Genomic DNA, 23,827 nt, shown 5'->3' with positions numbered 1-23,827 from the left:
ACTAATAAAATGAGATTTCCGCTTTAGCAGCAAATAAACATGGCTAAAATAATTCCTTTTAAAGCAGTTCGTCCAACGCGAGACAAAGTCAGTCTTGTTGCGGCACGATCCTATCAAAGCTATACGCCTGAACAACGAGAATCTCGATTACGCGATAATCCGTTTTCGTTTTTGCACATTGTAAATCCTGGCTATCGTTTTGACAAAGAAATATCTGGCATTGAGCGCTATTCTTTAGTTAAGAACAGGTATTTGGAATTTAAGGAGGATACTATTTTCATTCAAGATGAGCGGCCTGCGTATTATGTATATAGAATTGTAGATCGAGAAAATCAGGAATTTAATGGCATTGTAGCTGCTGTAAGCGCCGTAGATTATGAAAGTAATGTAATTAAAAAACACGAGGACACCATTGAACACCGTGAAGTAATTTTCAAAGATTACCTTAAAACAGTTGGTTTTAATGCCGAACCTGTACTCCTAACCTATCCGGATAATGCCGTAATAAAAGGTATTATTTCTAAAAAGCAAAAGGAACGCGCGGAATACGAATTTACAACCACATACCGAGATACACATTACTTGTGGAAGGTAGATAAACCAGAACTACTTGATCGTATAAAAGCAGAATTTAAAAAAATGCCTCATATTTATATTGCCGATGGTCATCATAGGTCATCATCGTCTTATTTGTTATACAAAGATTTAAAAGCTGCAAATCCAAACCATCAAGGCACTGAACCGTATAGTTTTTTTATGAGCTATTTGATTCCAGAATCAGATTTACGGATTCATGAATTCAACCGGTTAATTAAAGATTTAAACGGTTTATCTAAAGAAGCTTTTTTAATTGAATTAGATACCATTTATCGCATTGAAAATCGTGGTACAATTCCTTATAAACCATCTAAAAAACATCATTTTAGTATGTATTTAGATGGCGAGTTTTATTCTCTGTACTTACGGAAATCGGCCTACAGCAGCGGAACCTCATTAGATGGTTTGGATGCCCAAATTCTTTTTAAAACCATTTTAGAGCCTATATTAGGAATTGTGGACTTACGAAACGATAACCGCATTATGTATATGAATGGTAAGAAAGACATAGTGAACATTAAGAATAATGTGGATAGCGGTGATTTTGCTGTTGGGTTTGGTATGGTTCCTGTAACTATAGAGGAAATGAAACAAATTGCAGACGACGGTTTAAAAATGCCACCAAAATCGACATTTATTGAGCCCAAGTTACGCAGTGGTGTCACCATTTACGAATTTTAATGAAATACATCTATTTTTTCATATGTAGTTTAATTACAGGTGCTGTATGTTCTCAAAATGAGCGTGATACAACAATTCATGAAATCATTTATCCATCATTATATACTAATTATGAATTAGCTAAAAGTGAAATATTAAAACTTGAAGAAACGTATGGTTATGAAACTAATTTAAAATATTTTCTATTAGATAGAAGTTTTGAAAATGGTGATATAGAATTTTTTAAAGCAGAATTAACGATTCTCGTTAGAGATTATGGCTTTAATTTAGCCTACGAACCTGAAGGCAAAACCTATTATGAATCTATTACAGTTGGTGATTTAGCAAATTGGTTTAAAACCATGTACCTGAAAAATCATTTTATCTGGTTGGACACTAATTTTTTAAAGCAAGCCGATTTACAACAGTTAAATAGTTTAAAAGACAAAACAAGCATGTATTCCAAAGTACGTTATGCTTTGGATCAAAAAGTCACATTGGATTCTGTGCAAAAACAAGAACAGAAAAAAGTATTTGAAGATATAGCATTCGAGAATTTATCTGAGTTATATGCACTAACCAGAAAAATTGATAAATATCCCACTGGAAAAAATTTCGCATTAATTCAAAATAGTTTCGCGCTGTTAGAATATCAAAATTTTGGCATTGAGCGCAATTTTGAAAGGACTTGGATACTTTTTGAACCCTTTTATAAAAAGGCTTATTTAGAACACGCTATAGATTATATCATTTATAAAAATTATGATAACTATAGTTTCATTCATTATAAAAATCAGCGTTACGGTTTAATATCCATTTTTGATATTCCGGAAGACTATCAAGGAGATTTGTTTTCCATACCTATTCGCGACTTAGAATATGCCAATAAAATTAAATCAGATTTTAATTGGAAAAAATAATATATACCATGTCCATTAAACAGAATTTACTTAATCTAAAAAACCAAATTCCCGAACATGTAACACTTGTGGCTGTTTCGAAAACGAAGCCCAATAGTGATATTATGGAAGCCTATGATGCCGGCCAGCGTGTTTTTGGAGAAAATAAAATTCAGGAAATGGTTGATAAATTTGAAACCTTACCTAAAGATATTTCTTGGCATATGATTGGTCATGTACAACGCAACAAAGTAAAGTATATGGCGTCCTTTGTGAACTTAATTCACGGCATGGATAGTTTTAAACTCCTTAAAGAAATTAATAAACAAGCCAAAAAAGAGACACGCATTATAGATTGTCTTTTACAGATAAAAATTGCAGAAGAAGATTCTAAATTTGGTATGGCCAAGGTAGATGCTGTCAATATGTTGAAATCCAATGCCTTCAAGGAACTTCAAAATGTGCGAATCACAGGTGTTATGGGAATGGCAACTTTTACAGATGACCAAAATCAAGTTACAGCAGAATTCAACAGACTAAAAACTATTTTTGACGAACTCAAAACCCTTCACGCCAATTTAGAAATTATTTCTATGGGCATGAGTGGTGATTATGAGTTAGCAATAAACTGTGGAAGTAATATGATTCGTGTAGGAAGTAGTATCTTTGGCGAACGCAATTATTAAAGCTTAAAATTAAATTACATCTAATACAAATTAAATAATAGCAAACTTATTTACGCAATTCTCGACATAGAAACCACTGGTGGAAAATACAATGAAGAAGGTATTACTGAAATAGCCATTTATAAATTTGATGGTCATAAGGTGGTGGACCAATTTATTAGTTTAGTAAACCCAGAACGTGAAATTCAACCTTTTGTCGTTAATCTAACCGGTATTAATAGTAATATGTTACGTACAGCTCCCAAGTTTTATGAGGTAGCTAAACGTATTGTTGAAATGACGGAAGATTGTATTATTGTTGCGCATAACTCCCAATTTGATTATCGGATTTTAAAAACGGAATTCACGCGATTAGGGTTTCCGTTTAAACGCAAAACGCTATGTACTGTGGAGTTATCTAAAAAACTAATTCCAGGACAAGACTCTTATAGTTTGGGAAAATTAGCTCGTTCCTTGGGAATTCCTGTAAGTGATAGACATCGAGCCAATGGCGATGCTATGGCAACGGTTAAATTATTTAAAATGCTACTTTCTAGAGATTTGGAAAAGCTCATTGTAAAAGATGCTATTCAGGTTGAAGCAAAAAAAGAGATGGCGGCAAACCTAAAAAATATCATTAAGGAGCTTCCACATATTACTGGTGTTTATTACATATATAATGCAGAAGGTACTATAATTTATATAGGAAAAAGCAATAATATTAAAAACAGAATCAGTCAGCATTTTACCAGCAGTAGTACGAAGTCAAAAAAACTTCAACGAGATGCCGCTGCGGTTACCTACGAACATACCGGTAGCGAATTGGTTGCTTTATTAAAAGAAAGCGAAGAAATAAAACGAAATAAACCCATTTTTAATAGAGCGCTACGCCGAAACATTTTTACACATGCTTTGTATTCTTTTAAAGATGCTAATGGCTATATTAATTTAATGATAGATAAGGCTGATGGCCGTAAAAAACCAATCACAACGTTTACAAATAGACAAAGTGCAAAAAGTTTCTTATTTAATGCAGTAGAAGAATTTCAATTGTGTCAGAAATTAACGGGACTTTATCCAACAAAAAACAGTTGCTTTAATTATGACATCAAACAATGTTTAGGTGCTTGCATTCAAGAAGAATCCTCGGAGGATTATAATAAACGTGTTTTGCAGTTAATTACTAAAAATAGCTATAATAATCAAAATATGGTTATTATTGATCGTGCACGTGAGGTAGATGAACGTAGTGCTATTCTTATAGAAAATGGCCTTTTTAAAGGTATCGGGTATTTCAATTTAAATTATCAAATAACCAATATGGATGTTTTACAATCTGTAATTACACCTATGGAAAACAATCGTGACGCCCAACATATTATTAAGAGTTACTTAAGGAAAAACAAAAAACTGAAAATTATAAAACTGAATAACTAAATGGTTGTTATAAACTTTTAGTATTTTTAAAATTATGGGTACAAAACCTTATAAGAGATGGCAAGGTAGACTTCATGAAATAATTTATGAGGCAGATACACCTGCTGGAAAATTATTTGATGTTGTTTTATTAATTGTAATTATTGCCAGTATCCTGTTGGTAATGCTTGAAAGTGTTAAGAGCATTGATGCGCAATACCACATGTTTTTAGATATTTCGGAGTGGATAATAACAATACTTTTTACTATTGAGTATATTTTACGAATAGTGACGGTAAAAAAGCCGCTAAAATATATTACTAGCTTTTATGGTATTATTGATTTACTGTCTACACTGCCAAAATATTTATCTCTAATTTTTGCTGGCACACATGCTTTAGTAGCCTTACGTGCCTTACGTTTATTACGCGTATTTAGAATTTTAAAATTAGCACGCTTTATGGGTGCTTCCAATCATTTGGCAACAGCCATAAAAGCTAGTCGTGCTAAAATATCCGTATTTCTATTTGCAGTGATTATTGTTGCTACCATTTTTGGTACAATTATGTATCTCGTAGAAGGAGAAGCTAGTGGTTTTAATAACATCCCAAGAAGTATATATTGGAGTATTGTAACCTTAACAACTGTAGGATATGGCGATATTGCTCCTGTAACACCACTAGGTCAATTTATAGCTTCAATTATTATGGTATTGGGTTATGGCATTATTGCAGTCCCAACGGGTATAGTTTCTGCCGAGTATACAAGAAAAATGAATAGCGATGACGTTAATAACAAGCCCGTAGTTAATGCCGTGCCGCCGCATCCTAATGACGTAGATTTAAACTCGCTATCCTGTTCCAATTGTTTAGCCCAAGACCACAAGGATAAGGCAAAATACTGCCATAAATGCGGGCATTCTTTAGAATTTGAACCTTCAAAATAGCAATGAAAATTTAAGTATGCCTAAAAAATACCTTATTTCCATTGTTGGACCAACAGCCATAGGTAAAACGGCGTTGAGCATTAAGCTTGCACAGCATTTTAATACGGAAATTATCTCGGCAGATTCCAGACAATTTTTCAAAGAAATGCAAATTGGAACGGCCGCTCCAACAGCTGCGGAACTTCAAGAGGCTAAGCATCATTTTATTCATCATAAATCCATTGAAGACCCATATAGTGTTGGTGCTTTTGAAAAAGATGCAATAAACACGTTAACCGACTTGTTTAAAAAACAGGAAGTAGTTATCATGGTTGGTGGATCTGGATTATATGTAGATGCGGTTATAAATGGTCTTGACGAATTTCCGAAAGTTGATAAAAATATCAGAACGGCATTAAACGCACAATTAGAAACCGATGGTTTGCAAGTGCTACAATCTCAATTAAAAGAATTGGATGCCAACACGTATGCAAAAATAGCTTTAAATAACCCGCAACGTGTTATTCGTGCATTAGAAATTTGTATTGGCACAGGAAAACCGTATTCATCCTTTTTACAAAAATCATCAATTAAGCGAAATTTTAAAACGATAACCATTGGCTTAACTGCAGAACGCGAAACGATTTACGCGCGTATTAATAAGCGTGTTGATATCATGATGGAACATGGATTACTAGAAGAAGTAAAAAGCCTTGAAGCAAAATCTCATTTAAATGCATTAAATACCGTTGGATACAAAGAGCTTTTTAATTATTTGGCTCATGAATGGTCATTAGATTTTGCCATTTCAGAAATCAAAAAAAATAGTCGCCGGTTTGCAAAAAGGCAACTTACATGGTTTAAACGGAATAGCAATACGCTTTGGTTTGATTACAAAACCGATATTAAAACAATCATTACCGATATAGAATCTGAAATGACCGCATAAAAAAACCAGCTAATTAGCTGGTTTTCTTTTTATGATAAGATCTATTAATCTTCTGATTCAGTATTAATTACCAATCTAAAACCTTCACCGTGAATATTAAGTATTTCTACTTTATCGTCTAGTTTTAAATACTTACGCAATTTAGCAATGTAAACATCCATACTACGTGAAGTGAAATAATTATCATCACGCCAGATTTTTGTTAAAGCTAACTCACGCGGCATTAAATCATTTTCATGTAAAGCTAATAAGCGTAAAAGCTCATTTTCTTTAGGTGATAATTTAATTTGTTCGCCACCATTATAGGTTAAAAAACGTAGTTTCGAATTTAATTCAAACCCACCAATAGTAAATTGAAACTGTTTACTATCTGCAACCGTTTCAGTAGCTTTACGCTGCATGATTGCTTTAATTTTCATCAGCAATACTTCACTATCAAATGGTTTATTTAGGTAATCGTCAGCACCTACTTTGTACCCTTTTAAAACATCTTCTTTCATAGCTTTAGCTGTTAAGAAAACAATAGGCACTTCCGTATTTTTCTCACGAATTTCTTTTGCTAACGTAAAACCATCTTTATATGGCATCATCACGTCTAGAATACACAAATCGAAATCATCTTTTTTGAACTTTTCGAAGCCTTCCATACCGTTTTTAGCATGTGTAACGTCATAATCATTCATCATTAAATAATCCTTTAAAATGGTTCCAAAATTTGGATCATCTTCTACTAATAAGATTTTTTTGTTTTGTTCTGTCATAGCTTTTACGATATTAATGGAAGTTTTATAATAAAGGTACTTCCTTTTTCTTTTTCACTTTCTACGGAAATGTGTCCTTGGTGATCTTCAACCATACGTTTTACGTATGCTAATCCCAGACCATGTCCTTTTACATTATGTATATTTCCCGTGTGTTCTCTATAAAATTTTTCAAACACATGCTTTAGTGCAGCTTTACTCATTCCACTGCCTTGATCTTTAATTTTTAACAAGATGTTTGTTCCTACGTTTTCGGTGTAAACATCAATTTTTGGTGGTTCTGGAGAATATTTAACGGCATTATCCAGAATATTTACGATAACATTTGTAAAGTGTGTTTCATTTGCTAAAACTGAAGATTGTTCTGCATTCAAATGTGTATGAATGTAGCCTTTTCTGTCTTCCACTATTAATTCAATATGCGTAATGGCATCTTCAATTAGTTCGTGGAGATCCACACGGTCTTTACTAATATTTAGTTCGTTTTTTTCAAGTTTAGATATTCTTAATACGTTTTCTACTTGCGCATGCATACGTTTATTCTCGTCACGTATCATTTGTAAATAGCGAGCCACACGCTCTTTATCATCAATAACCTTTGGGTTCTTAATGGCATCCAAGGCCAAATTAATTGTTGCAATTGGTGTTTTAAACTCATGCGTCATGTTATTTATAAAATCTGATTTTATTTCAGATATTTTACGCTGCCTGAATAACTGTAATAAGGCGCTTGAGTAGGCAATGATAATAATAGATGTGAAAATTATGGACAATAATGTCATTCTAATAATGGATGACTGTATAAACTTATTCCGTGTTGGAAAATTAACTAATAGCTTATAATTATTGTTATTATTCTCATTTGAAAAAATAGAAACACTAAACGTTCCTGGTTGTAATTCAAAATTATCTGTTTGTATTTTAGTTGCTAAATCATTACTGTAAATAGCAAACTCATAATCCAATTCAATATTGTCTTCTTTAAGCTTTTTTGATAGTAATCTGCGAATTTCATCATCGTAAACACGTTTATGAATAGGTATTCTACTGCTTAAATCTTTAAACGCTTCATCAAAACTAATCCGTTCTGCTGGCGTAATCCGTCCCGATTTCATTAAACTTAAAATAGGGTTTTCTGGCAAATCGTTATCCAGCGTTGGTTGATTACTAAAAATTTTAGTTTCTGACGTTCCTATAATACGCTTAATATTAAGGCTATCTAAACCGATGTCAAAGAGCGACGAAGATAACTTATGGTTTTCTTCTAAAATGCCACTTCTATATATAAAAGTTTCATTTGTATCATTAATTTGTGAAACGATGAATAGTTTTGAAATAGCTACGGTATCCGCTTGTTTCTTTTCATCAATTAGTGTTTGATACTTGTTATAGTAACTAAGCACTTCCTTTTCCTCAATTTCACGGGAGGTATAACTTAATGCCTTTTTTACATTAAAATTAAACTGATCCTCTTCGTTTTTTATGGAATTATTAATATAGTAAGCTTGGACAAATATTATACCAACAAGCGATAAACTCATTAATAACACCAATATGATGAATAACTTTTTGCTCATCGTTCAAAATTAACATTTTAACATTTAGCTATCTTAGCATTTAACCTTACATTAACAAAAATGTTAAAATTCAAGGTGTTTGTATAGCTTTTATAAGGTTCTGGTGCACTTTAATCACCTGCTTTTTAGTCGCATTCAAGTCTGTGTTTTCAATAACAAAGGTGGCCTTTTTTAATTTCTCCTGTTCGGGAAGTTGGTTATTTATTATGGCCTGTACTTGTGCTTTGGTTCTTTGATCACGTGCTATGACGCGTTCAATTCTGATGCTTTCGGGTGCAGTGACCAATATGGTAAAATCACAATCTTTTTCACCTCCATGTTCAAATAAAATAGCGTTTTCTTTTAAAACATAATCCGTTTGTTGTTTTTCTGTCCACTTTTTAAAGTGGCTTGCTACTTTAGGGTGTACAATGGCATTCATAGCTTTTAGCAAATTTTTATCATTAAAGATTGCTTCTGCTAAAAATGGTCGGTTTAATTTTTGGTTTTTGTAGGCTTCGTCTCCAAATAATGCTATGAGTTTGCGTTTAATTACTTTTGAACGATTCATCAGTGCTTTGGCTTCGTCATCTGCAAAGTAAGTTGGAACACCTAATTGCCCAAACAATTTAGCTACAGTGGTTTTACCACTACCAATTCCGCCAGTTAAACCTACTATTTTCATTCCGTAATAATATATTCTATTTGATCATGATTTATTTTTACATGCCGTAAAACTTCTGGCTGCTTTGTTAACTTTGGTATTAAAAACGTTTGATTTTTAGACACTTCTGAAAAATCGCAAACAATTTCAAAGTCCGATGCTGTAATAGATTTATAGTTTGATAAACTTGTATAATAAGAAACGGTGATTTTTTTTGGATAATACTTCAAATTAATATCTTCAGGTACATTAATAATAGTAACTGGAATTTTTAATTTACCTTCTGTAAATTTTGTAACCGTCGCGGCTACATGAGTCTGTTTATTAGAAAATTCTAATTCATTTTGATTTTCGGGTAACTTTAATAAAACAGTGGTAATAATATTCTCTTTAACATCCTGAAGTTTGAGCGTATCTGTTTCAATAAAATCGATGGCCGAAACCAATACGTTAGGTCCAATAATTTTAATGGAATCAGGACTTAATTCAAATGATTCTAAAATGTCGTAGCCTATAGCATAATTAATTTTAGCATTTATTTTAATTGGCACCTTTTTAATGGCGTTTAAATCATATTTAAAATATAATGTATCTGGATTAATATTTACAACCTCAACGGCTTTATCAAATTGTGAAATTACATCTAGGAAGGCCGTATTTTTATTCCAAATATAAAGACTATCGGTTTTGGTAATGTTATGACTGAAATCGATATTAATTTTGGGTTTCTTAAAATAGTACTTCAACAAATTAAAACCTTGAGCTTTTAAGCCTACTCGCAAAGTCTTTTGATGATCATCAAAAACAACATGAGCTTCTGGCACATTCACTTTATTAATTTGAAATGTGATGGTGTTAACGTAGGTATTTGAAAGCTTCAGTAAAATAAGAACACTAAAAGACATGATTAAGAATAAAAAGAACACATTGATTCTTTTATTCTTTATAGCCTTTAGCAATTTAGATTTTAGAGTATTAATCATTTGTTTTTAAAGAATAATTCCGGAAAAATTTCCTCTGGCTTTTTACCACTTACCTTTAATATAGTAATTGATTTTATAAAACTATAACCATAACCAATAAATTGTATGCTCGTAGCACATATTGCTTGAATTGCTATAACGAAGCTTCGCGTGCTAAATAAAGCAACTAAAAATACGATTAAAAAATATGTACCATAAAGTAATAAGAGTTGCATACAGTTTAAAGCGGCTAAAACTATAGCTAAAACAAAACCTAAAATAAAAATAGTAGGAAACCAATATGTGATTTTTTTTGATTCCGGATGCCATACATTTAGAATAGGTCGAACTAAGCCAAACTTTGAGACCTGTTTATAAAATTTGGACCACGAAATACGTCGTTTATGATATACGAAAGCTTCTGGAATTAACGCTGTTTCATATCCTAATTTCCAAAGCCTTAAAGATAAGTCAGGATCTTCACCTGGATGAATATTTCCAAAACCACCGGTTTTAAGGAAGGCTTTTTTAGACAATCCCATATTAAAACTTCGCGGTTGAAATTTATTTATTTGTGTTTTATTTCCTCTTATTCCACCTGTAGTAATAAACGCTGTCATAGAGAAATTAATAGCTTTCTGCAGGTTACTAAATGAACTATGGGCTGCATCTGGTCCGCCAAAACAATCTACATAATTATCCGTTAAAAATAATTTAACAATATTTAAATAATTAGGAGGTAAAATACAATCAGAATCCAAAATGATAAAATAATTACCCTTGGCATGTTGCATCCCATAATTTCGGGAATCACCTGGCCCGGAATTCTCTTTAACCAAATACGTAATATTTAGTTGATCTTGAAAATTGGCAATAACATTTTTTGATGGCAAGGTAGATCCATCCTCAATAATAACTATTTCAAAATTTTCATTACTGTTTAGATTGCTAAAGCTTTGCAATAGCTCATCAATCTCGTTTGGTCGATTAAAAACAGGTATAATAAAAGAAAATGCTAATTCCATTTAACAAATGTAATTAAACAATAAAAAAAACCACCCAGTTGGGTGGTTTTTAAAATTAATATTTAAAACTATTTTTTAATTTTTAATAATTCGTATTGTTTCAGATATGTTATTAATCATGACCTTCATAAAGTATGCTCCAGCTAGTAAGGATGTCATATCAACATCGGCAGAAACTGTATTAGGTGCTACACGTAATACTTCTTGACCTAACATATTATAAACTGCAACATCTTGAATATTTTGTTGTGCGTTTAATGTTAAGGCATTGCTTACTGGGTTTGGATAGTATGTAAACAATTCCTGTTGTTGGAAATCTTCAACACTTAAGGTAGAACTATAAGCAGATACCTGGAAGTTAATGGTTGCATTATTACCATATTCCCAAACTCTGAAATAAATAGTTTCTCCTGCTAATGAAGGATCTGAAATAGAAACCAACGGGTATAAACCATCATCACTACCATCATCATTACATTCAATTAATACTAATGAACCACAAGCACCAGAATATGCTGCTCCTCCAGCATCTCCACCGCCACCGGTAGGGTTAGCATTCATTTCCAAAACAATATTACCATCTGCAGGCACCACTACCGAGTACCACATATCTCCTCCGTTATAACTTGCACAGCCTGGCGCAAGTTCTCCAGAAGATGTTGTGGCGAATTCATTACTACCAATTACAGGATTATCTGTAAAAACAACGCCAGGTGTTAACATTATGGCGCCACTGCACACATCGTTTACAGGAGGACAACCATTTACAACAAAATTGCCTAAATCTATATTACAAGCGGCATCCGAATGAACTAAAGTCAAATCTACGGCTGTACCAAAAGGATACGGACCTGCCTGGGTTATACCTGTTCCTGTTATTGGATAAGTTGTTGTTCCATCGCTAATTTCAGTTCCATCATTAACAGCGTCTATATTTACATCTACATAATATTGGTTATTTGTACAATCAATATTTGTGGATGATTCTGCAACAGAAGCTCCGGTACAGTTTAATTGTGTAATATCCAATGTGTATGATGTTGATTGAGGTGCTGGCCATGAGGAAATTACCACGTAATAAGTAGTTCCTCCAGTAAGCGTAATAGCAGGTAAACTATAGGTAGTTCCCGCAGTTGCTGTATGATATGCAACAACGGACGTAAACGGACAGCCTTCAAACAACCAAAAACCAATCCAACCATCTTCGGTATTACTCAAATCAAAATTATAAGTTCCATCCGTAGCTGGAGTAAATTCATACACGACATCGTCTCCAGTAATATAAAACGCACTACCTGTTCCATTTGTATATTGAGCGCCTGCTAAAGGTGGTAGATCCGTATTTCCATAATCGTTACCATAAGCACTTGTATTATCCGTGGTGTTATAAGGTACTGATGTAACTACAATAGCATCTTCACAAACGGCACCTACAGGCGCAGATCCGGTTGTAAAGCTCCATACTGGACAACCTGTTGCTTCTGTTGTTTCATTAACTGGTTTAATTATCCAATATAACAATGTATCATAACCTGTTAGCGTTAACGCAGCATTGGTATCTGTATAGTTTCCTATTAAACCATAATCATCGCCTGCTGGTGTTTCTCCTGCATATAAATTGTATGAAGTTGGCGTAGGTCCTGTTGTTGGTGCTTCCCACGAAAAAGTAACATTTCCTGTAGCTACATCCACTGCGCCATCAGCTGGCGTTGGATTAATTGCACAATTTGGCTCAGGAGCTAAAGTTCTAAACGATAATACGGCAGACCAATTACTTAAGCCATTCGTATCACAATTTGCTTGCACATAAAAATCGTAATCTGTTGCTTGCGTTAATCCCGAAGCACTATCGGTTAAAACACCTGTTCCAGTGGTACCAGATGCAATTGCTGTTGCAACTTCTGGAGCCGCACCAGATGCCATTATTACCCATTCGTAACCTAGTGTAGCCTCTACCACGGTATCCCAACTAACATCTGCTGTTGTTTGTGTTGGCACAACCACTGTATTAGTGGGTGTTGGACAGGTTGGTGTTTCTTCAACTAATACATCATCCAAATTTAAAGATGCACCATCAACACCGTTGTAGTTGAAAATAATTTGAACATTACTTTGACCAGCATACGCTGCTAAATTTAATTCAACTTCATACCATACAAAACTATCAAACACGCCAAAATCAGCCTCTTGCCATAAAACAGTTTCTGTTGTACCATCTGTTGCACTTACAACAAAGTCGTAATTATCATTTGGATCAATAGCCCAATAGTAGCTCATGTTAAACCAAAATTTTAATCTTGGATTTACACTAGCGGATAAATCTAAAACCGGAGTAGTTAATGTTTCATCTTGTGGTACAAGAGCGGGGTCATAAACAACTTGTGCTGATGCTGCACCGGAATTAGGAACTATAGCTGTAGATAGCGTCCAAGTTTCACTCGTGTTTACCTGTGTTAAAGTCCATCCTGCTGGAGGGACAGCCGTTTCAAATCCTTCAGTTAAATATTGACCATAGCTTACTACAGTAAATAAACTGAAAACAAAAAACATAAATGTAATTTTTTTCATGATAAATTTAGTTTTAATTAATTAGCTATTAAAGTAGTAAAGAACTACCTCTTATCCAAACAATTAAATCAGAAATAGTTAACAAGGTTCCTTTTTATTTCTAAAAAAAAAGACTCATGGAGATTACCTATAAAAAAATTAATCTTTTAGTATTTGAAATGTTTCTGTTGTATCATTAAATTCTATTTGGGCAAAATAAGTTCCCGTATCTAAATTGGACATATTTATTTCCGCATATAGATTATTAAAAGAACTTCTATAAACCTCTTGCCCTAGAACAGTATATAATGAAATAGATTTAATAGTCTTTTCAGCTTTTAGCGTAATCGTATTTTGAACTGGATTAGGATAGTATGAAAACCCATTTTTAAACTCACTGTTTAAACCTAGGCTATAACTTCCTTCCGTAATTTCTAATAACTGATTGGCATTTACATTTTCTAAATAATCAACAGTACCACTTAACCACGTAACTTTCACATAATCAATAACGTCATGCGTGCCTACACCAAATATTTCAGTGTTTGAATTTTGAGCTAAATACCCTTCCCCACAAAGTGTGTAACGATATTGCTTGTTTCCATTAATTGATATTTCAATACGAGAACCAATGCCATCCCTATTACTTAACACACCTGTTAACTTAACTTTTAACCACTTATTAGCATTTATTGTTTTATTTTCCCATAAATACATGTTTTGATAATTAATATTGCTAACCGCTATATCTGGAAACCCGTCATTATTAAAATCGCCGACAGCATTTGAATAACTTTTGGCCGCATCTCCAACAAAACCAGAATCTAAAGAATTTTGGAAGGTATTATTTCCTCGGTTTTTATAAAAAGCAGACGATCTAAATGGTGGGTTTGAGCCATCATACTCGCAGCTTACATAAATATCTTCATCCATATCATTATCTGCATCTAAAAACACAGCACCCCACGCGTAGCTATGCAATCGCGTTCCTGAAAATATAGCGAGGTCGGTAAAGGTACCATCACCATTATTTCTAAATAACACATTCCCATCTGTTGGTGTATTGGTTATATAAATATCAAACCAACCATCATTATTAAAATCACCAATAGTTGTAGTCATAGCATCAATATAAATACCGGTGTTAGAAGATGTGCTGACATCTGTAAAGGTGCCATCCCCATTATTACGGTACAAAAAATTCTGATTAAAATACTTATCACTTGATAAGTATAAATCTTGCCAACCATCATTATTATAATCGAAAAATGCTGAACAAAAGGTCATGTGGCTATCGTTATCAAATCCGGCTTGCGCGGTAACATCTGTGAATGTACTATCACCATTATTTTCATAAAAATAATTGGGTTGAGCATCCATTTCACTTCGGTTACTAATAAAAACATCTAAAAAGCCATCATTATTATAATCGCCCCAAGAAGCTCCATAAGATTCGAAATTTCCTGTTGGCAAACCTGCTGTAATGGTAATATCTACGAAATTAGAATTACCATTATTGAGGTATAACCTATTACCTTCGGTGTTTGATGTTACAAATAAATCTTTATCACCATCATTATCAATATCCACCCAAACAACCTGTTTTTGTTGACTTGTATTCAGCGGAATATTTAAATTATCAGATTCAAAAATGCCATTTACATTCTTAAAAAAAATGATTTTATAATCTTCTTGGGTGGCCATTGTAATATCATCCCAACCATCATTATTATAATCACAAAATGAAATACCATTTCCCAAATAGGTTTGACCTGCTGTGACTACCAATCCTAAATTGGTGGCTTCATTTACAAAACTAACTTGTGCTTGTAAAAAGCAAGTAATAAGCAGAAAAGCAGTTAAAAAGCAGCCTTTATTCATAAGAATTAAAGTTAAATAATGACTTACTAATATAACAAATAAAACACACTAATCTATTCTCGTAATTTTTACAAAAAAAAGCGCCATTCTTTGTTATAAGAATGGCGCTTTATATAATGTTACTTTAAATATTATTCTCTAGTAAAGGTTTCCATAACAGCATCGCTAACACCCATATTACTAAATCCACCATCGTGAAATAAATTTTGAAGGGTTACTTTACGTGTTAAGTCACTAAACATTGTGATGGTATAGTTTGCACAATCCATAGCGGTTGCATTGCCTAGTGGTGACATTTTTTCTGCATATGAAATAAAACCATCAAACCCTTTTACACCACTTCCAGCTGTTGTTGGCGTTGGAGATTGCGAAATGGTATTAACGCGTACTTTTTTATCACGACCAAAGAAATAACCAAAGCTACGTGCAATACTTTCTAACAAGGCTTTATTATCTGCCATATCATTATAATCAGGAAAAACGCGTTGAGCTGCCATATATGTCAATGCAACAATACTTCCCCATTCATTCATAGCATCTTTTTGATACAGTGTTTGCATGACTTTATGAAAAGAATTTGCCGAAACATCCGTTCCTTTTTGTGTCCAATCGTAATTTTGATTCGTGTAATGGTTTCCTTTTCTAACGTTGATAGACATTCCAATAGAGTGTAAAACAAAATCTATTTTACCGCCTAAAATCTCCATAGATTTTTCAACTAGGTTTTCTAAATCTTCAACAGATGTAGCATCAGCAGGAATAATTTGAGAACCTGTTTTTTCAGCCAATTGGTTTATTTGTCCCATTCGCATAGCAACTGGCGCGTTGGTTAATACAAATGTACCACCTTCTTCATGCACGCGTTCTGCTGTTTTCCAAGCTATTGAATTTTCATCTAAAGCTCCAAATATGATTCCTTTTTTTCCTTTTAATAAATTATATGACATAGTTTCTCGTGTTGATTCGTGTTTAATGATTTTCAAAGATAGTATTAATTCAACAATTGTTTAGCATGTGCCATTGCCGAAGTGGAAATTTCTATACCTCCAAGCATTTGTGCTATTTCTACAATGCGTTCATCATGGTTTAGAAGCTTTAAATTAGTTTGGGTAACCTCACCAACATCTTCCTTATAAACTTTAAAGTGCGTATTACCTTTAGCTGCAATTTGTGGAATATGTGTTATGGTAAAAACTTGCATACTGCGACTCATGTTTCGCATAATTTCACCCATTTTATTAGAAATTTCTCCCGAAACGCCAGAATCAATTTCATCGAACATAATGGATGGTAATTGCACATAATTGGACAATATAGACTTAATAGCTAACATAATTCGTGACAACTCACCTCCTGACGCTGCTTTTTTAAGTTCGTTAAATGCACCGCCTTTATTGGCTGAAAATAGAAACGATAAATTATCTTTTCCATTTGACTGATAGGTTTCTGTAGCGTTCAACGTGATATTAAATTTGGCATTAGGCATTCCTAATTGCTGCAAAATAGCTTCTAATTCTTTAGTTAAACCTGGAATAGCAGCCAAGCGTTTTTTATGAATGGTATTTGCCAAGGCATCTATAGCTTTTTTAGCAACTGCAACATCATTTTGTTTATCTGCAATAGTATCATCCAGTTTTTCGGTAACACTTACCTTTTCCGATAAATCATTTTTAATGACAATAAGTTCTGAAACATTGCTTACAAAATGTTTTTTAAGAAGTGTGTTTAGTAATTCCAATTTATTGCTAACCAACAACAACTGTTCTGGATCTAAATCTAGATTGTCTTGTAGTCTTTCGATTTCCGTGAAAATATCATTAATTTCAATGGAACTACTATTGATTCTATTAAAAACATCTTCATATTTAGATGAAAATTTCGAAACTCTTTGCAGACTGTTTTTTGCTGCAAGTAAGGCTGACATGACGCCTATTTGTTCTTCGCTTAGCAGTTGATTAACGTGTGCTAATTGCTCTTTTATATCCTCAACATTGTTCAGTGTTTCATAAGTTTCTTCTAACTCTTGAAGTTCGCCTTCTATTAAATTAGCCTCTACTAATTCTTTTAACAAATAGGAATTATAATCGTGTTCTTTAATAGCTTCTGCCTGGAACTTTAAAAGCTCATCATATTCTTTCTGAAGTATTTTAAACGTTTTTAAAGCAATTTTATAATCCTGTAATTCCTGACTATTTTTAGCCAACGCATCAATAACTTGAAACTGATACGCATCATCCATTAATTGCATGGTTTCATGTTGCGAGTGAATATCAATTAATTCCGCTCCCAAGCTTTGCAGTCCGCTTAAGTTTACTGGAGAATCGTTTACAAAAGCGCGCGATTTACCAGATGGTAAAATCTCCCGTCTAATGATGGTTTGTGCATCATAATCGAAATCTAATTTTTTAAATAAGGCTTGAAGTTTATAATTGGAAACATCAAAAACAGCCTCAATAACACATTTTTTTTCGCTGTCTTTTAATGCACTTAAATCGGCTCGTTTACCTAAAATTAAAGATAATCCACCTAATAAAATAGATTTTCCAGCACCTGTTTCACCCGTAATGATTGTCAATCCTTGGTTGAAATTTACCTGAAGATTATCTATTAATGCGTAATTTTTTATGGATAAAGCTGTTAGCAAAGTGTTTTAGATTAAATGGTTACTAAAATAATAACAACTACTTTTTACAATACTCTTATTAAGAGAATTTCTTAAAATTTAATATTTCGCCATTTGCTTGAGTACATAGGCGCTACACGGTTTAATGTTGAAAGTAACTTGGTTATTTCAACATTAGGACCACTTGAGAATATCTGTTCAATTTCATCGCCTTTGGCATCAAAAAATGTTCGTAATAAAAAGGAATTAGGGCGACGTCTGTTCATGGCTTCAAACTCCTCAATAGCACTTGCTATAATAGTTTTAGCCTTTTTCTGGTCTTCACTCATGGTGTCTAAGCCCAAGCGATGATAGTCGTACATAACCTTTCTATATTCCTTGAATGTAGGCGATAATAAATTATCAATTAAAGCAAAACGTGTTTGTAAACCATCTTCAAGTTTCCAGCCTTTTGCATTTTCTTGTTGCGAATAATTTACAATAGTTTGTGCTTGTTTAAGATACGGATCTCCTCCTTCAAATTGAAACGAGTCGGCATCTAATCCTAAAATCATGTAAACGTGAAAGGCAATGACAGAAACTAAATTGGATTCAAACTGATTTTCGTTATAAAGTAAGTTTTCAAACTCTACATACTGAAATGTAAAATCTTTATCATTAATATTGTAAATGGGTGTTCCGTAAGTAGACCCGTAAACCGGACGAGATGATTGCACTTGAATGGTAGCCTTAAAAACATCGCCGGAGTATTCGGTAATATTAATAAACATACCGCACTCTACGCGTTCTTGAAAAGCATATTCCTTATTAGTCCATTTTGTATTATTTACAAACTCTTTTAGTTGTTTTTCAAGCGTTTTAAAGACCTGCAAGTTTTCATTACCTGTAAACTGGGCATTTACCACAATATTACAATTTAACTCCTGGCTATAGGTTGAAAAGGATAAAATGACTAAAAAAAATACAAAAAATCTATGCATGCAATTGGTTTATTATAGCATTTAAAATATCTACGGCTACGGCTTCTTTAGACTTTAAATCAAACGTTGTAATGGTTTCATTACGATTAATAAGTGTTACCTTGTTTGTGTCAGATTTAAAACCAGCACCTTTGTCCTTAAGCGAATTTAACACAATTAAATTTAAATTCTTGGCCTTTAGTTTACCTTTCGCGTTTTCAATTTCATTATTTGTTTCTAAAGCAAACCCGACTAAAAATTGTTTTTCCTTTATGTGTCCCAAAGACGCTAAAATATCTTTGGTTTTTTCTAACTCTAAAGATAACGTTTTTTCTTTCTTTTTTATTTTTTCAGTCGCAGCAATTTTTGGTTTATAATCGGCAACAGCTGCGGCTAAAATGGCAATATCAACAGTTTTAAAAAAGCTATGTGCTGCGTTATACATTTCTTCCGCAGATGTAACGGGAATAATGGTTACAAAACTATGTGATAATTTTTGATGTGTTGGACCAGAAATTAAAATAACTTCAGCTCCTAAATTAGCAGCAGCTTTTGCTATTTCGAAGCCCATTTTTCCACTGGAATGGTTCCCTATAAAGCGAACAGGGTCTATTGCTTCATAGGTAGGGCCAGCCGTAATTAATACTTTTTTACCGCGAAGTGGCGATTTACTTAAAATATCATTTTCTAAAAATGCAACAATATCATCAGGTTCTGCCATACGCCCTTCGCCTACTAAACCACTAGCTAATTCGCCACTGGTAGCAGGAATCATTATGTTTCCAAAGTTTTGTAAGGCTTTAAATGATTCTAAAGTAGAAGGATGTTTATACATATCCAAATCCATTGCAGGCGCAAAATAAACGGGACATTTAGCTGAAAGGTACGTTGCTAATAATAGGTTATCGCAAACACCATGAGCCATTTTAGACAAGGTATTGGCTGTGGCTGGTGCAATAATAAGTAAATCGGCCCAAAGACCTAATTCTACGTGATTGTTCCAAATTTCATTATCATCATCTGGATTTGTAAATGATGAATGTACCGGATTTTTGGAGAGTGTGGACAATGTTAAAGGTGTAACAAAGTCTTTAGAAGCAGGTGTCATAACGACTTTTACGTCTGCACCTGCTTTTATAAAAGCTCTAACCAATGTCGCTGTTTTATAAGCGGCTATACCAGCACTAATGCCTAGTAATATTTTCTTACCGCTTAATAGTGACATATAGTTATTATTCCTTAGAATCGTCCTCTGTGTTTCTGTAATAAATTTTACCATCTAACCATTCTTGAACTGCTAATGCATGTGGTTTTGGTAATTTTTCATAAAATTTAGAAACTTCAATTTGCTCTTTATTTTCAAAAATCTCTTCTAGACTATCGTTGTAAGTAGCAAACTCTTCTAATTTTTCAATTAGCTCTTTCTTAATTTCAGAATTTATTTGTTCTGCGCGTCTTGATATTATTGAAATTGCTTCATAAATATTTTCCGTAGGTGCATCAACTTTGTTTCTATCGTAAGTTGTTGTGTTTACTGGCGCATTAATCTTCTTTAAATCCATATGTAAGTTTATTAACTTTTCGTACTGTAATTTTCTAATTCTTTTTCAATTTCTTCAATCATTTTATCTGCTTTTTCTAAATATTCTGAATTAGCATATGATCTTTTCAAGGTGTAGTAATATGATTTTGCATCTTCTAAACGCTGCTCTTTTTTACTATATACACTGTTAATAGCTAGTTGATAAGCGGAATCAAATTTTATAAAGTATGCTTCCTCACGATAAATAGTTCCAGGAAAATCAAAAATAAAATTATCAATCGCTTTTATTGGGGCATTAAAATCTCGTGTATAACCCGCAATAGTATTGAATTGTTTGGCTATACCAAACGCTTTTTTCTCTAATTTAAAATCCAATTCTCTAACTAACTTGTTAGCTTCAGGTATGAATTCCGACTCTGGATACAGGTTAATAAAGCTTTGAAATTTATCAATAGCTTCTTTGGTTTCGTGCTGTTCTTTAGAAAAAACCGGCGATAACATATAAGCACTTTTAGCACTTAAAAATGCAGCTTCTTCCACTTTTTCACTGTTTGGATAGGCATCCACAAAACGCTCAAAATGATAGCTTGCTAAATACCAATCTTCTTCCTCATAATAACATTTAGAATTCAGGTATGATAATTTTTCAGCTTGGGGTTTCCCTCTATAAACGGGTAGTATTTGTTCAAACAATTTATTTGCTTTGGCATACTTTCCAGCATTATATAGTTTTTCACCTACCGTATATTTGGTTCCCGAATCAACTGACTTTAAGGCCTTTTGATATTCGCTACAAGAACTTAAAAGTGTGCAAGTTAGAATTATGTAAAGAAATTTCTTCATAGTTTTAAAACAGTTGGCAAAATTAAGGTAATAAAATGGATTTTAAAAATATTTATTTTGCTAAAATACAAGCTAAAATAAGGTAATCATTAGGATTAAGTATTATTTAACGCTTATGCATAGGTATTAACGAAACCTGTTATAGTTTTCTTTAGTTCATCAGTTGCTTCAACCAATGGTAGTCTAACCGTTGATTGACATAATTTCATGGCGTTTAAAACGGCTTTTATCCCTGAAGGATTGTTCTCCGAAAAAATGAAATTCGTAATATCCATTAACTTATTGTGCAACTTGAATGCCTCCTTATTTTTACCTTCTAATCCTAAATGAATCATTTGTGCAAAATCTTTAGGGAATGCCTGGCCGATAACAGAAATAACACCAGAACCACCAGCAAGGGTTACAGGCAAAGCTAAATCATCATCTCCAGAAATAACCATAAATTCGGTTGGTTTATCATTTAATAAACGTAGGTATTGCCCCATATTTCCAGCAGCTTCTTTTACTGCCACAATATTCGTGCAGGAGTTTGCTAACGCAATAATAGTTTGCGGAAGCATATTAGATCCGGTTCTTCCTGGCACGTTATATAATATTATTGGTTTTGGGCTGACTTTTGAAATGGCTTCAAAATGCGCACTAATTCCTGCTTGCGTTGGTTTACTATAGTAAGGTGATACTGATAAAATAGCGTCTATATCAGAAAAATCAGTCTCTTGGATTTCTGCAATTACCGCAGCGGTGTTATTGCCTCCAATTCCAAGAACCAATGGCACCCGCTTGTTATTAGCTGTTACTATTGTATTAATAATTGCTTGTTTTTCTGCCGAAGTAATGGTGACACTCTCTCCGGTTGTACCAGCAATAACAATATAATCCATGCCGTTTTCAATATTGAAATTAACAATACGCGTTAAGGCTCCGTGATCTACAGATAAATCGGTTTTAAAAGGTGTAACAATAGCTATTCCTGCTCCAGTTAATTTATGCTTCATGTTTAAGTGTCTTAAAAACTTGTAAATATTTTAGTAATTCGATTTTAAAAGCATCAAAATCGTTTAGAGGAGTTTGAATAATTAAATCATTTAATCGTTCATCTTCCTGAAAAATGCTCGCTTTAAAATAGGCTTCAGATTTGGCTGTAAGCAATTTTAAATGCAATATGTCCGTTGTATAAAAACTAATGAGTAAATCATATTTAGTATTTAAAAACGTATCCAACTCCGTATTTAGTATAGTTCCTTTCCATCCTATATCTTTAGGGCTATAACAGGATTCCCAAGAAAGTAACTCTGTGTTTTTAGCTTCCGTATAGGCAATAACTTTTAATTTGTTTGGTAAAATATGCAAACTTGAAGTTAAAGTATCAAACATTGCTAAATTTGTCACCTCATCGGCATTAACAATAATACCAACACTTTCAATTACTTGTGCTTTTGAAGTGCCTTCTGAATTGTTCAGAATAGACTGTAAGTGTTTTTTAATAGAATTTTCTTTAAAACCCTTTAAAATCATTATATCTTTATGCTTTACGCAAAGATACTAAAAGTACGTACATAAGCGTATTAATTTTTTTGTTTATACATATGAAATTACAGCATTTACTCCTAACAATTATAGGGCTTACATTATTTAATTGTAAGCATGATACTTGGCAATTAAAACAGATTAAAGGGGAACAAATTATCATTACCGACTCCCTAAAATCTGACCCTGACATTGAGGCCTTTATTAAACCCTATCGCGAACATGTAAATAATGATTTAGATAGTGTGTTAAGCTATGCCGTTGATACATATTCTAAGAGCGATGGTGAATTCAATACGGCTATTGGAAATTTGTTTGCTGATGTTATCTATGAGCAATCCAATCCTGTTTTCTTCCAAAGAACGGGCAAAAACATTGATATGGTTCTACTAAATCATGGTGGTATTCGTGCTATAATTTCCAAAGGCCCAGTTTCGGCAAGAACAGCTTTTGAAATTATGCCGTTTGAAAATAGTATTGTTGTGGTAGGTATAAAAGGTAGTCAAATTAACTTAATGACAGAATACTTATCAAAAGCTAAACGCGCGCACCCCATTGCAAAACTAAATTTAGTGTTACATGCAGATTATAGTGTAAAAGAGGCAACTATTTCCGGAAACCCTATTGATGTTAACAAAACATATTACGTGGCAACCAACGATTACCTATATAATGGTGGTGATCATATGACCTTTTTTAAACCTGAAGAATCTATAGAAATTTTAGATTATAAAATTAGAAATGCGTTTATAGATTACTTTAAAAAGACAGATACAATTAGCCCTGTTATTGACAACCGCTTTATTAAATTAAAAAATTAATCCT

At 33.1% G+C, this 23,827-nt stretch carries 22 protein-coding genes; 7 read left to right on the top strand and 15 right to left on the bottom strand.

Annotated features, from left to right (window positions below):
- Positions 1-39 precede the first annotated feature (39 nt).
- From GMA17_RS02520 to miaA, 6 genes are read left to right on the top strand one after another with little or no spacing between them, the layout of a single operon-like run.
- Positions 40-1,278 (top strand): DUF1015 domain-containing protein, encoded by a 1,239-nt coding sequence (locus tag GMA17_RS02520; RefSeq protein WP_248398797.1) that lies wholly within the window; start codon positions 40-42, stop codon positions 1,276-1,278.
- Positions 1,278-2,177, top strand: a complete 900-nt coding sequence (locus tag GMA17_RS02515; RefSeq protein WP_248398794.1) for a hypothetical protein — start codon at positions 1,278-1,280, stop codon at positions 2,175-2,177. Before GMA17_RS02520 ends, GMA17_RS02515 begins: the two co-directional genes overlap by 1 nt.
- Positions 2,178-2,185: 8 nt before the next feature.
- Positions 2,186-2,842 (top strand): YggS family pyridoxal phosphate-dependent enzyme, encoded by a 657-nt coding sequence (locus GMA17_RS02510; protein ID WP_248400606.1) that lies wholly within the window; start codon positions 2,186-2,188, stop codon positions 2,840-2,842.
- A 48-nt stretch (positions 2,843-2,890) separates the two neighbouring features.
- The gene (locus tag GMA17_RS02505) at positions 2,891-4,258 is read left to right on the top strand and encodes an exonuclease domain-containing protein (protein ID WP_248400605.1); all 1,368 of its coding nucleotides are present in this window, start codon (positions 2,891-2,893) and stop codon (positions 4,256-4,258) included.
- A gap of 34 nt (positions 4,259-4,292) precedes the next feature.
- Positions 4,293-5,183 (top strand): ion transporter, encoded by an 891-nt coding sequence (locus tag GMA17_RS02500; RefSeq protein WP_248398790.1) that lies wholly within the window; start codon positions 4,293-4,295, stop codon positions 5,181-5,183.
- A 16-nt stretch (positions 5,184-5,199) separates the two neighbouring features.
- Entirely contained in the window at positions 5,200-6,111 is a 912-nt protein-coding gene (miaA, locus tag GMA17_RS02495) for a tRNA (adenosine(37)-N6)-dimethylallyltransferase MiaA (protein WP_248398787.1), read from the top strand.
- Between the two features lie 44 nt (positions 6,112-6,155).
- Here the strand turns inward: miaA and GMA17_RS02490 are convergent, their stop codons facing one another.
- The 15 genes from GMA17_RS02490 to GMA17_RS02420 form a co-directional block, all read right to left on the bottom strand.
- Positions 6,156-6,872 carry a response regulator transcription factor gene (locus GMA17_RS02490; RefSeq protein WP_066251445.1) on the bottom strand — a complete coding sequence of 239 codons (717 nt, stop codon included), beginning with the start codon at positions 6,870-6,872 and terminating at the stop codon, positions 6,156-6,158.
- A gap of 5 nt (positions 6,873-6,877) precedes the next feature.
- Positions 6,878-8,449 carry a sensor histidine kinase KdpD gene (locus GMA17_RS02485; protein ID WP_248398784.1) on the bottom strand — a complete coding sequence of 524 codons (1,572 nt, stop codon included), beginning with the start codon at positions 8,447-8,449 and terminating at the stop codon, positions 6,878-6,880.
- A gap of 70 nt (positions 8,450-8,519) precedes the next feature.
- Positions 8,520-9,113 carry a dephospho-CoA kinase gene (gene coaE, locus GMA17_RS02480; protein ID WP_248398782.1) on the bottom strand — a complete coding sequence of 198 codons (594 nt, stop codon included), beginning with the start codon at positions 9,111-9,113 and terminating at the stop codon, positions 8,520-8,522.
- Positions 9,110-9,997 (bottom strand): YbbR-like domain-containing protein, encoded by an 888-nt coding sequence (locus tag GMA17_RS02475; protein WP_248398779.1) that lies wholly within the window; start codon positions 9,995-9,997, stop codon positions 9,110-9,112. Before GMA17_RS02475 ends, coaE begins: the two co-directional genes overlap by 4 nt.
- Before the next feature lie 74 nt (positions 9,998-10,071).
- Positions 10,072-11,079, bottom strand: coding sequence for a glycosyltransferase family 2 protein (locus GMA17_RS02470; protein WP_248398776.1), 1,008 nt, complete (start codon positions 11,077-11,079; stop codon positions 10,072-10,074).
- A 75-nt stretch (positions 11,080-11,154) separates the two neighbouring features.
- Positions 11,155-13,647, bottom strand: coding sequence for a T9SS type A sorting domain-containing protein (locus GMA17_RS02465; protein ID WP_248398773.1), 2,493 nt, complete (start codon positions 13,645-13,647; stop codon positions 11,155-11,157).
- 138 nt (positions 13,648-13,785) lie between these two features.
- Positions 13,786-15,507 (bottom strand): FG-GAP-like repeat-containing protein, encoded by a 1,722-nt coding sequence (locus GMA17_RS02460; RefSeq protein WP_248398772.1) that lies wholly within the window; start codon positions 15,505-15,507, stop codon positions 13,786-13,788.
- A 131-nt stretch (positions 15,508-15,638) separates the two neighbouring features.
- The gene (locus tag GMA17_RS02455) at positions 15,639-16,454 is read right to left on the bottom strand and encodes an enoyl-ACP reductase (protein ID WP_248398769.1); all 816 of its coding nucleotides are present in this window, start codon (positions 16,452-16,454) and stop codon (positions 15,639-15,641) included.
- A 44-nt stretch (positions 16,455-16,498) separates the two neighbouring features.
- Positions 16,499-18,151, bottom strand: coding sequence for a DNA repair protein RecN (recN, locus tag GMA17_RS02450; RefSeq protein ID WP_248398767.1), 1,653 nt, complete (start codon positions 18,149-18,151; stop codon positions 16,499-16,501).
- A gap of 71 nt (positions 18,152-18,222) precedes the next feature.
- Positions 18,223-19,110: a DUF4835 family protein gene (locus tag GMA17_RS02445; RefSeq protein ID WP_248398764.1), complete on the bottom strand. Its 888-nt coding sequence runs from the start codon at positions 19,108-19,110 to the stop codon at positions 18,223-18,225.
- The gene (gene coaBC / locus GMA17_RS02440; RefSeq protein WP_248398761.1) at positions 19,103-20,314 is read right to left on the bottom strand and encodes a bifunctional phosphopantothenoylcysteine decarboxylase/phosphopantothenate--cysteine ligase CoaBC; all 1,212 of its coding nucleotides are present in this window, start codon (positions 20,312-20,314) and stop codon (positions 19,103-19,105) included. The genes GMA17_RS02445 and coaBC overlap by 8 nt, the downstream gene beginning before the upstream one ends.
- Before the next feature lie 7 nt (positions 20,315-20,321).
- Entirely contained in the window at positions 20,322-20,651 is a 330-nt protein-coding gene (locus GMA17_RS02435; protein WP_248398759.1) for a DNA-directed RNA polymerase subunit omega, read from the bottom strand.
- Between the two features lie 11 nt (positions 20,652-20,662).
- On the bottom strand, positions 20,663-21,475 hold the full coding sequence (locus GMA17_RS02430) for an outer membrane protein assembly factor BamD (RefSeq protein ID WP_248398756.1): 813 nt from the start codon (positions 21,473-21,475) through the stop codon (positions 20,663-20,665).
- 113 nt (positions 21,476-21,588) lie between these two features.
- On the bottom strand, positions 21,589-22,470 hold the full coding sequence (dapA, locus tag GMA17_RS02425; RefSeq protein WP_248398754.1) for a 4-hydroxy-tetrahydrodipicolinate synthase: 882 nt from the start codon (positions 22,468-22,470) through the stop codon (positions 21,589-21,591).
- A complete protein-coding gene (locus GMA17_RS02420; RefSeq protein ID WP_248398751.1) occupies positions 22,460-22,990 on the bottom strand; it encodes a hypothetical protein in 531 nt (176 codons plus the stop codon). Before GMA17_RS02420 ends, dapA begins: the two co-directional genes overlap by 11 nt.
- Before the next feature lie 71 nt (positions 22,991-23,061).
- Between GMA17_RS02420 and GMA17_RS02415 the strand changes: the two genes are divergently transcribed.
- On the top strand, positions 23,062-23,823 hold the full coding sequence (locus tag GMA17_RS02415; protein ID WP_248398746.1) for a 5'-nucleotidase C-terminal domain-containing protein: 762 nt from the start codon (positions 23,062-23,064) through the stop codon (positions 23,821-23,823).
- Positions 23,824-23,827: the final 4 nt, after the last annotated feature.

The sequence above is a fragment of the Bizionia sp. M204 genome (genome assembly GCF_023205095.1).
GTDB lineage: Bacteria > Bacteroidota > Bacteroidia > Flavobacteriales > Flavobacteriaceae > Algorimicrobium > Algorimicrobium hallyeonense.
This window is presented reverse-complemented; position numbering and strand designations above follow the sequence as displayed.

Bases quoted from the DNA above. Each gene is read 5' to 3' on its own strand.
- GMA17_RS02520 (WP_248398797.1), top strand. From the start codon at position 40: ATGGCTAAAATAATTCCTTTTAAAGCAGTTCGTCCAACGCGAGACAAA.
- GMA17_RS02415 (WP_248398746.1), top strand. From the start codon at position 23,062: ATGAAATTACAGCATTTACTCCTAACAATTATAGGGCTTACATTATTT.
- GMA17_RS02475 (WP_248398779.1), bottom strand. From the start codon at position 9,997: ATGTCTTTTAGTGTTCTTATTTTACTGAAGCTTTCAAATACCTACGTT.
- GMA17_RS02460 (WP_248398772.1), bottom strand. From the start codon at position 15,507: ATGAATAAAGGCTGCTTTTTAACTGCTTTTCTGCTTATTACTTGCTTT.
- dapA (WP_248398754.1), bottom strand. From the start codon at position 22,470: ATGAAGCATAAATTAACTGGAGCAGGAATAGCTATTGTTACACCTTTT.
- GMA17_RS02445 (WP_248398764.1), bottom strand. From the start codon at position 19,110: ATGCATAGATTTTTTGTATTTTTTTTAGTCATTTTATCCTTTTCAACC.
- GMA17_RS02510 (WP_248400606.1), top strand. From the start codon at position 2,186: ATGTCCATTAAACAGAATTTACTTAATCTAAAAAACCAAATTCCCGAA.
- GMA17_RS02435 (WP_248398759.1), bottom strand. From the start codon at position 20,651: ATGGATTTAAAGAAGATTAATGCGCCAGTAAACACAACAACTTACGAT.
- GMA17_RS02465 (WP_248398773.1), bottom strand. From the start codon at position 13,647: ATGAAAAAAATTACATTTATGTTTTTTGTTTTCAGTTTATTTACTGTA.
- miaA (WP_248398787.1), top strand. From the start codon at position 5,200: ATGCCTAAAAAATACCTTATTTCCATTGTTGGACCAACAGCCATAGGT.
- GMA17_RS02455 (WP_248398769.1), bottom strand. From the start codon at position 16,454: ATGTCATATAATTTATTAAAAGGAAAAAAAGGAATCATATTTGGAGCT.
- coaE (WP_248398782.1), bottom strand. From the start codon at position 9,113: ATGAAAATAGTAGGTTTAACTGGCGGAATTGGTAGTGGTAAAACCACT.
- GMA17_RS02420 (WP_248398751.1), bottom strand. From the start codon at position 22,990: ATGATTTTAAAGGGTTTTAAAGAAAATTCTATTAAAAAACACTTACAG.
- GMA17_RS02470 (WP_248398776.1), bottom strand. From the start codon at position 11,079: ATGGAATTAGCATTTTCTTTTATTATACCTGTTTTTAATCGACCAAAC.
- GMA17_RS02490 (WP_066251445.1), bottom strand. From the start codon at position 6,872: ATGACAGAACAAAACAAAAAAATCTTATTAGTAGAAGATGATCCAAAT.
- coaBC (WP_248398761.1), bottom strand. From the start codon at position 20,314: ATGTCACTATTAAGCGGTAAGAAAATATTACTAGGCATTAGTGCTGGT.
- GMA17_RS02430 (WP_248398756.1), bottom strand. From the start codon at position 21,475: ATGAAGAAATTTCTTTACATAATTCTAACTTGCACACTTTTAAGTTCT.
- GMA17_RS02485 (WP_248398784.1), bottom strand. From the start codon at position 8,449: ATGAGCAAAAAGTTATTCATCATATTGGTGTTATTAATGAGTTTATCG.
- GMA17_RS02515 (WP_248398794.1), top strand. From the start codon at position 1,278: ATGAAATACATCTATTTTTTCATATGTAGTTTAATTACAGGTGCTGTA.
- GMA17_RS02500 (WP_248398790.1), top strand. From the start codon at position 4,293: ATGGGTACAAAACCTTATAAGAGATGGCAAGGTAGACTTCATGAAATA.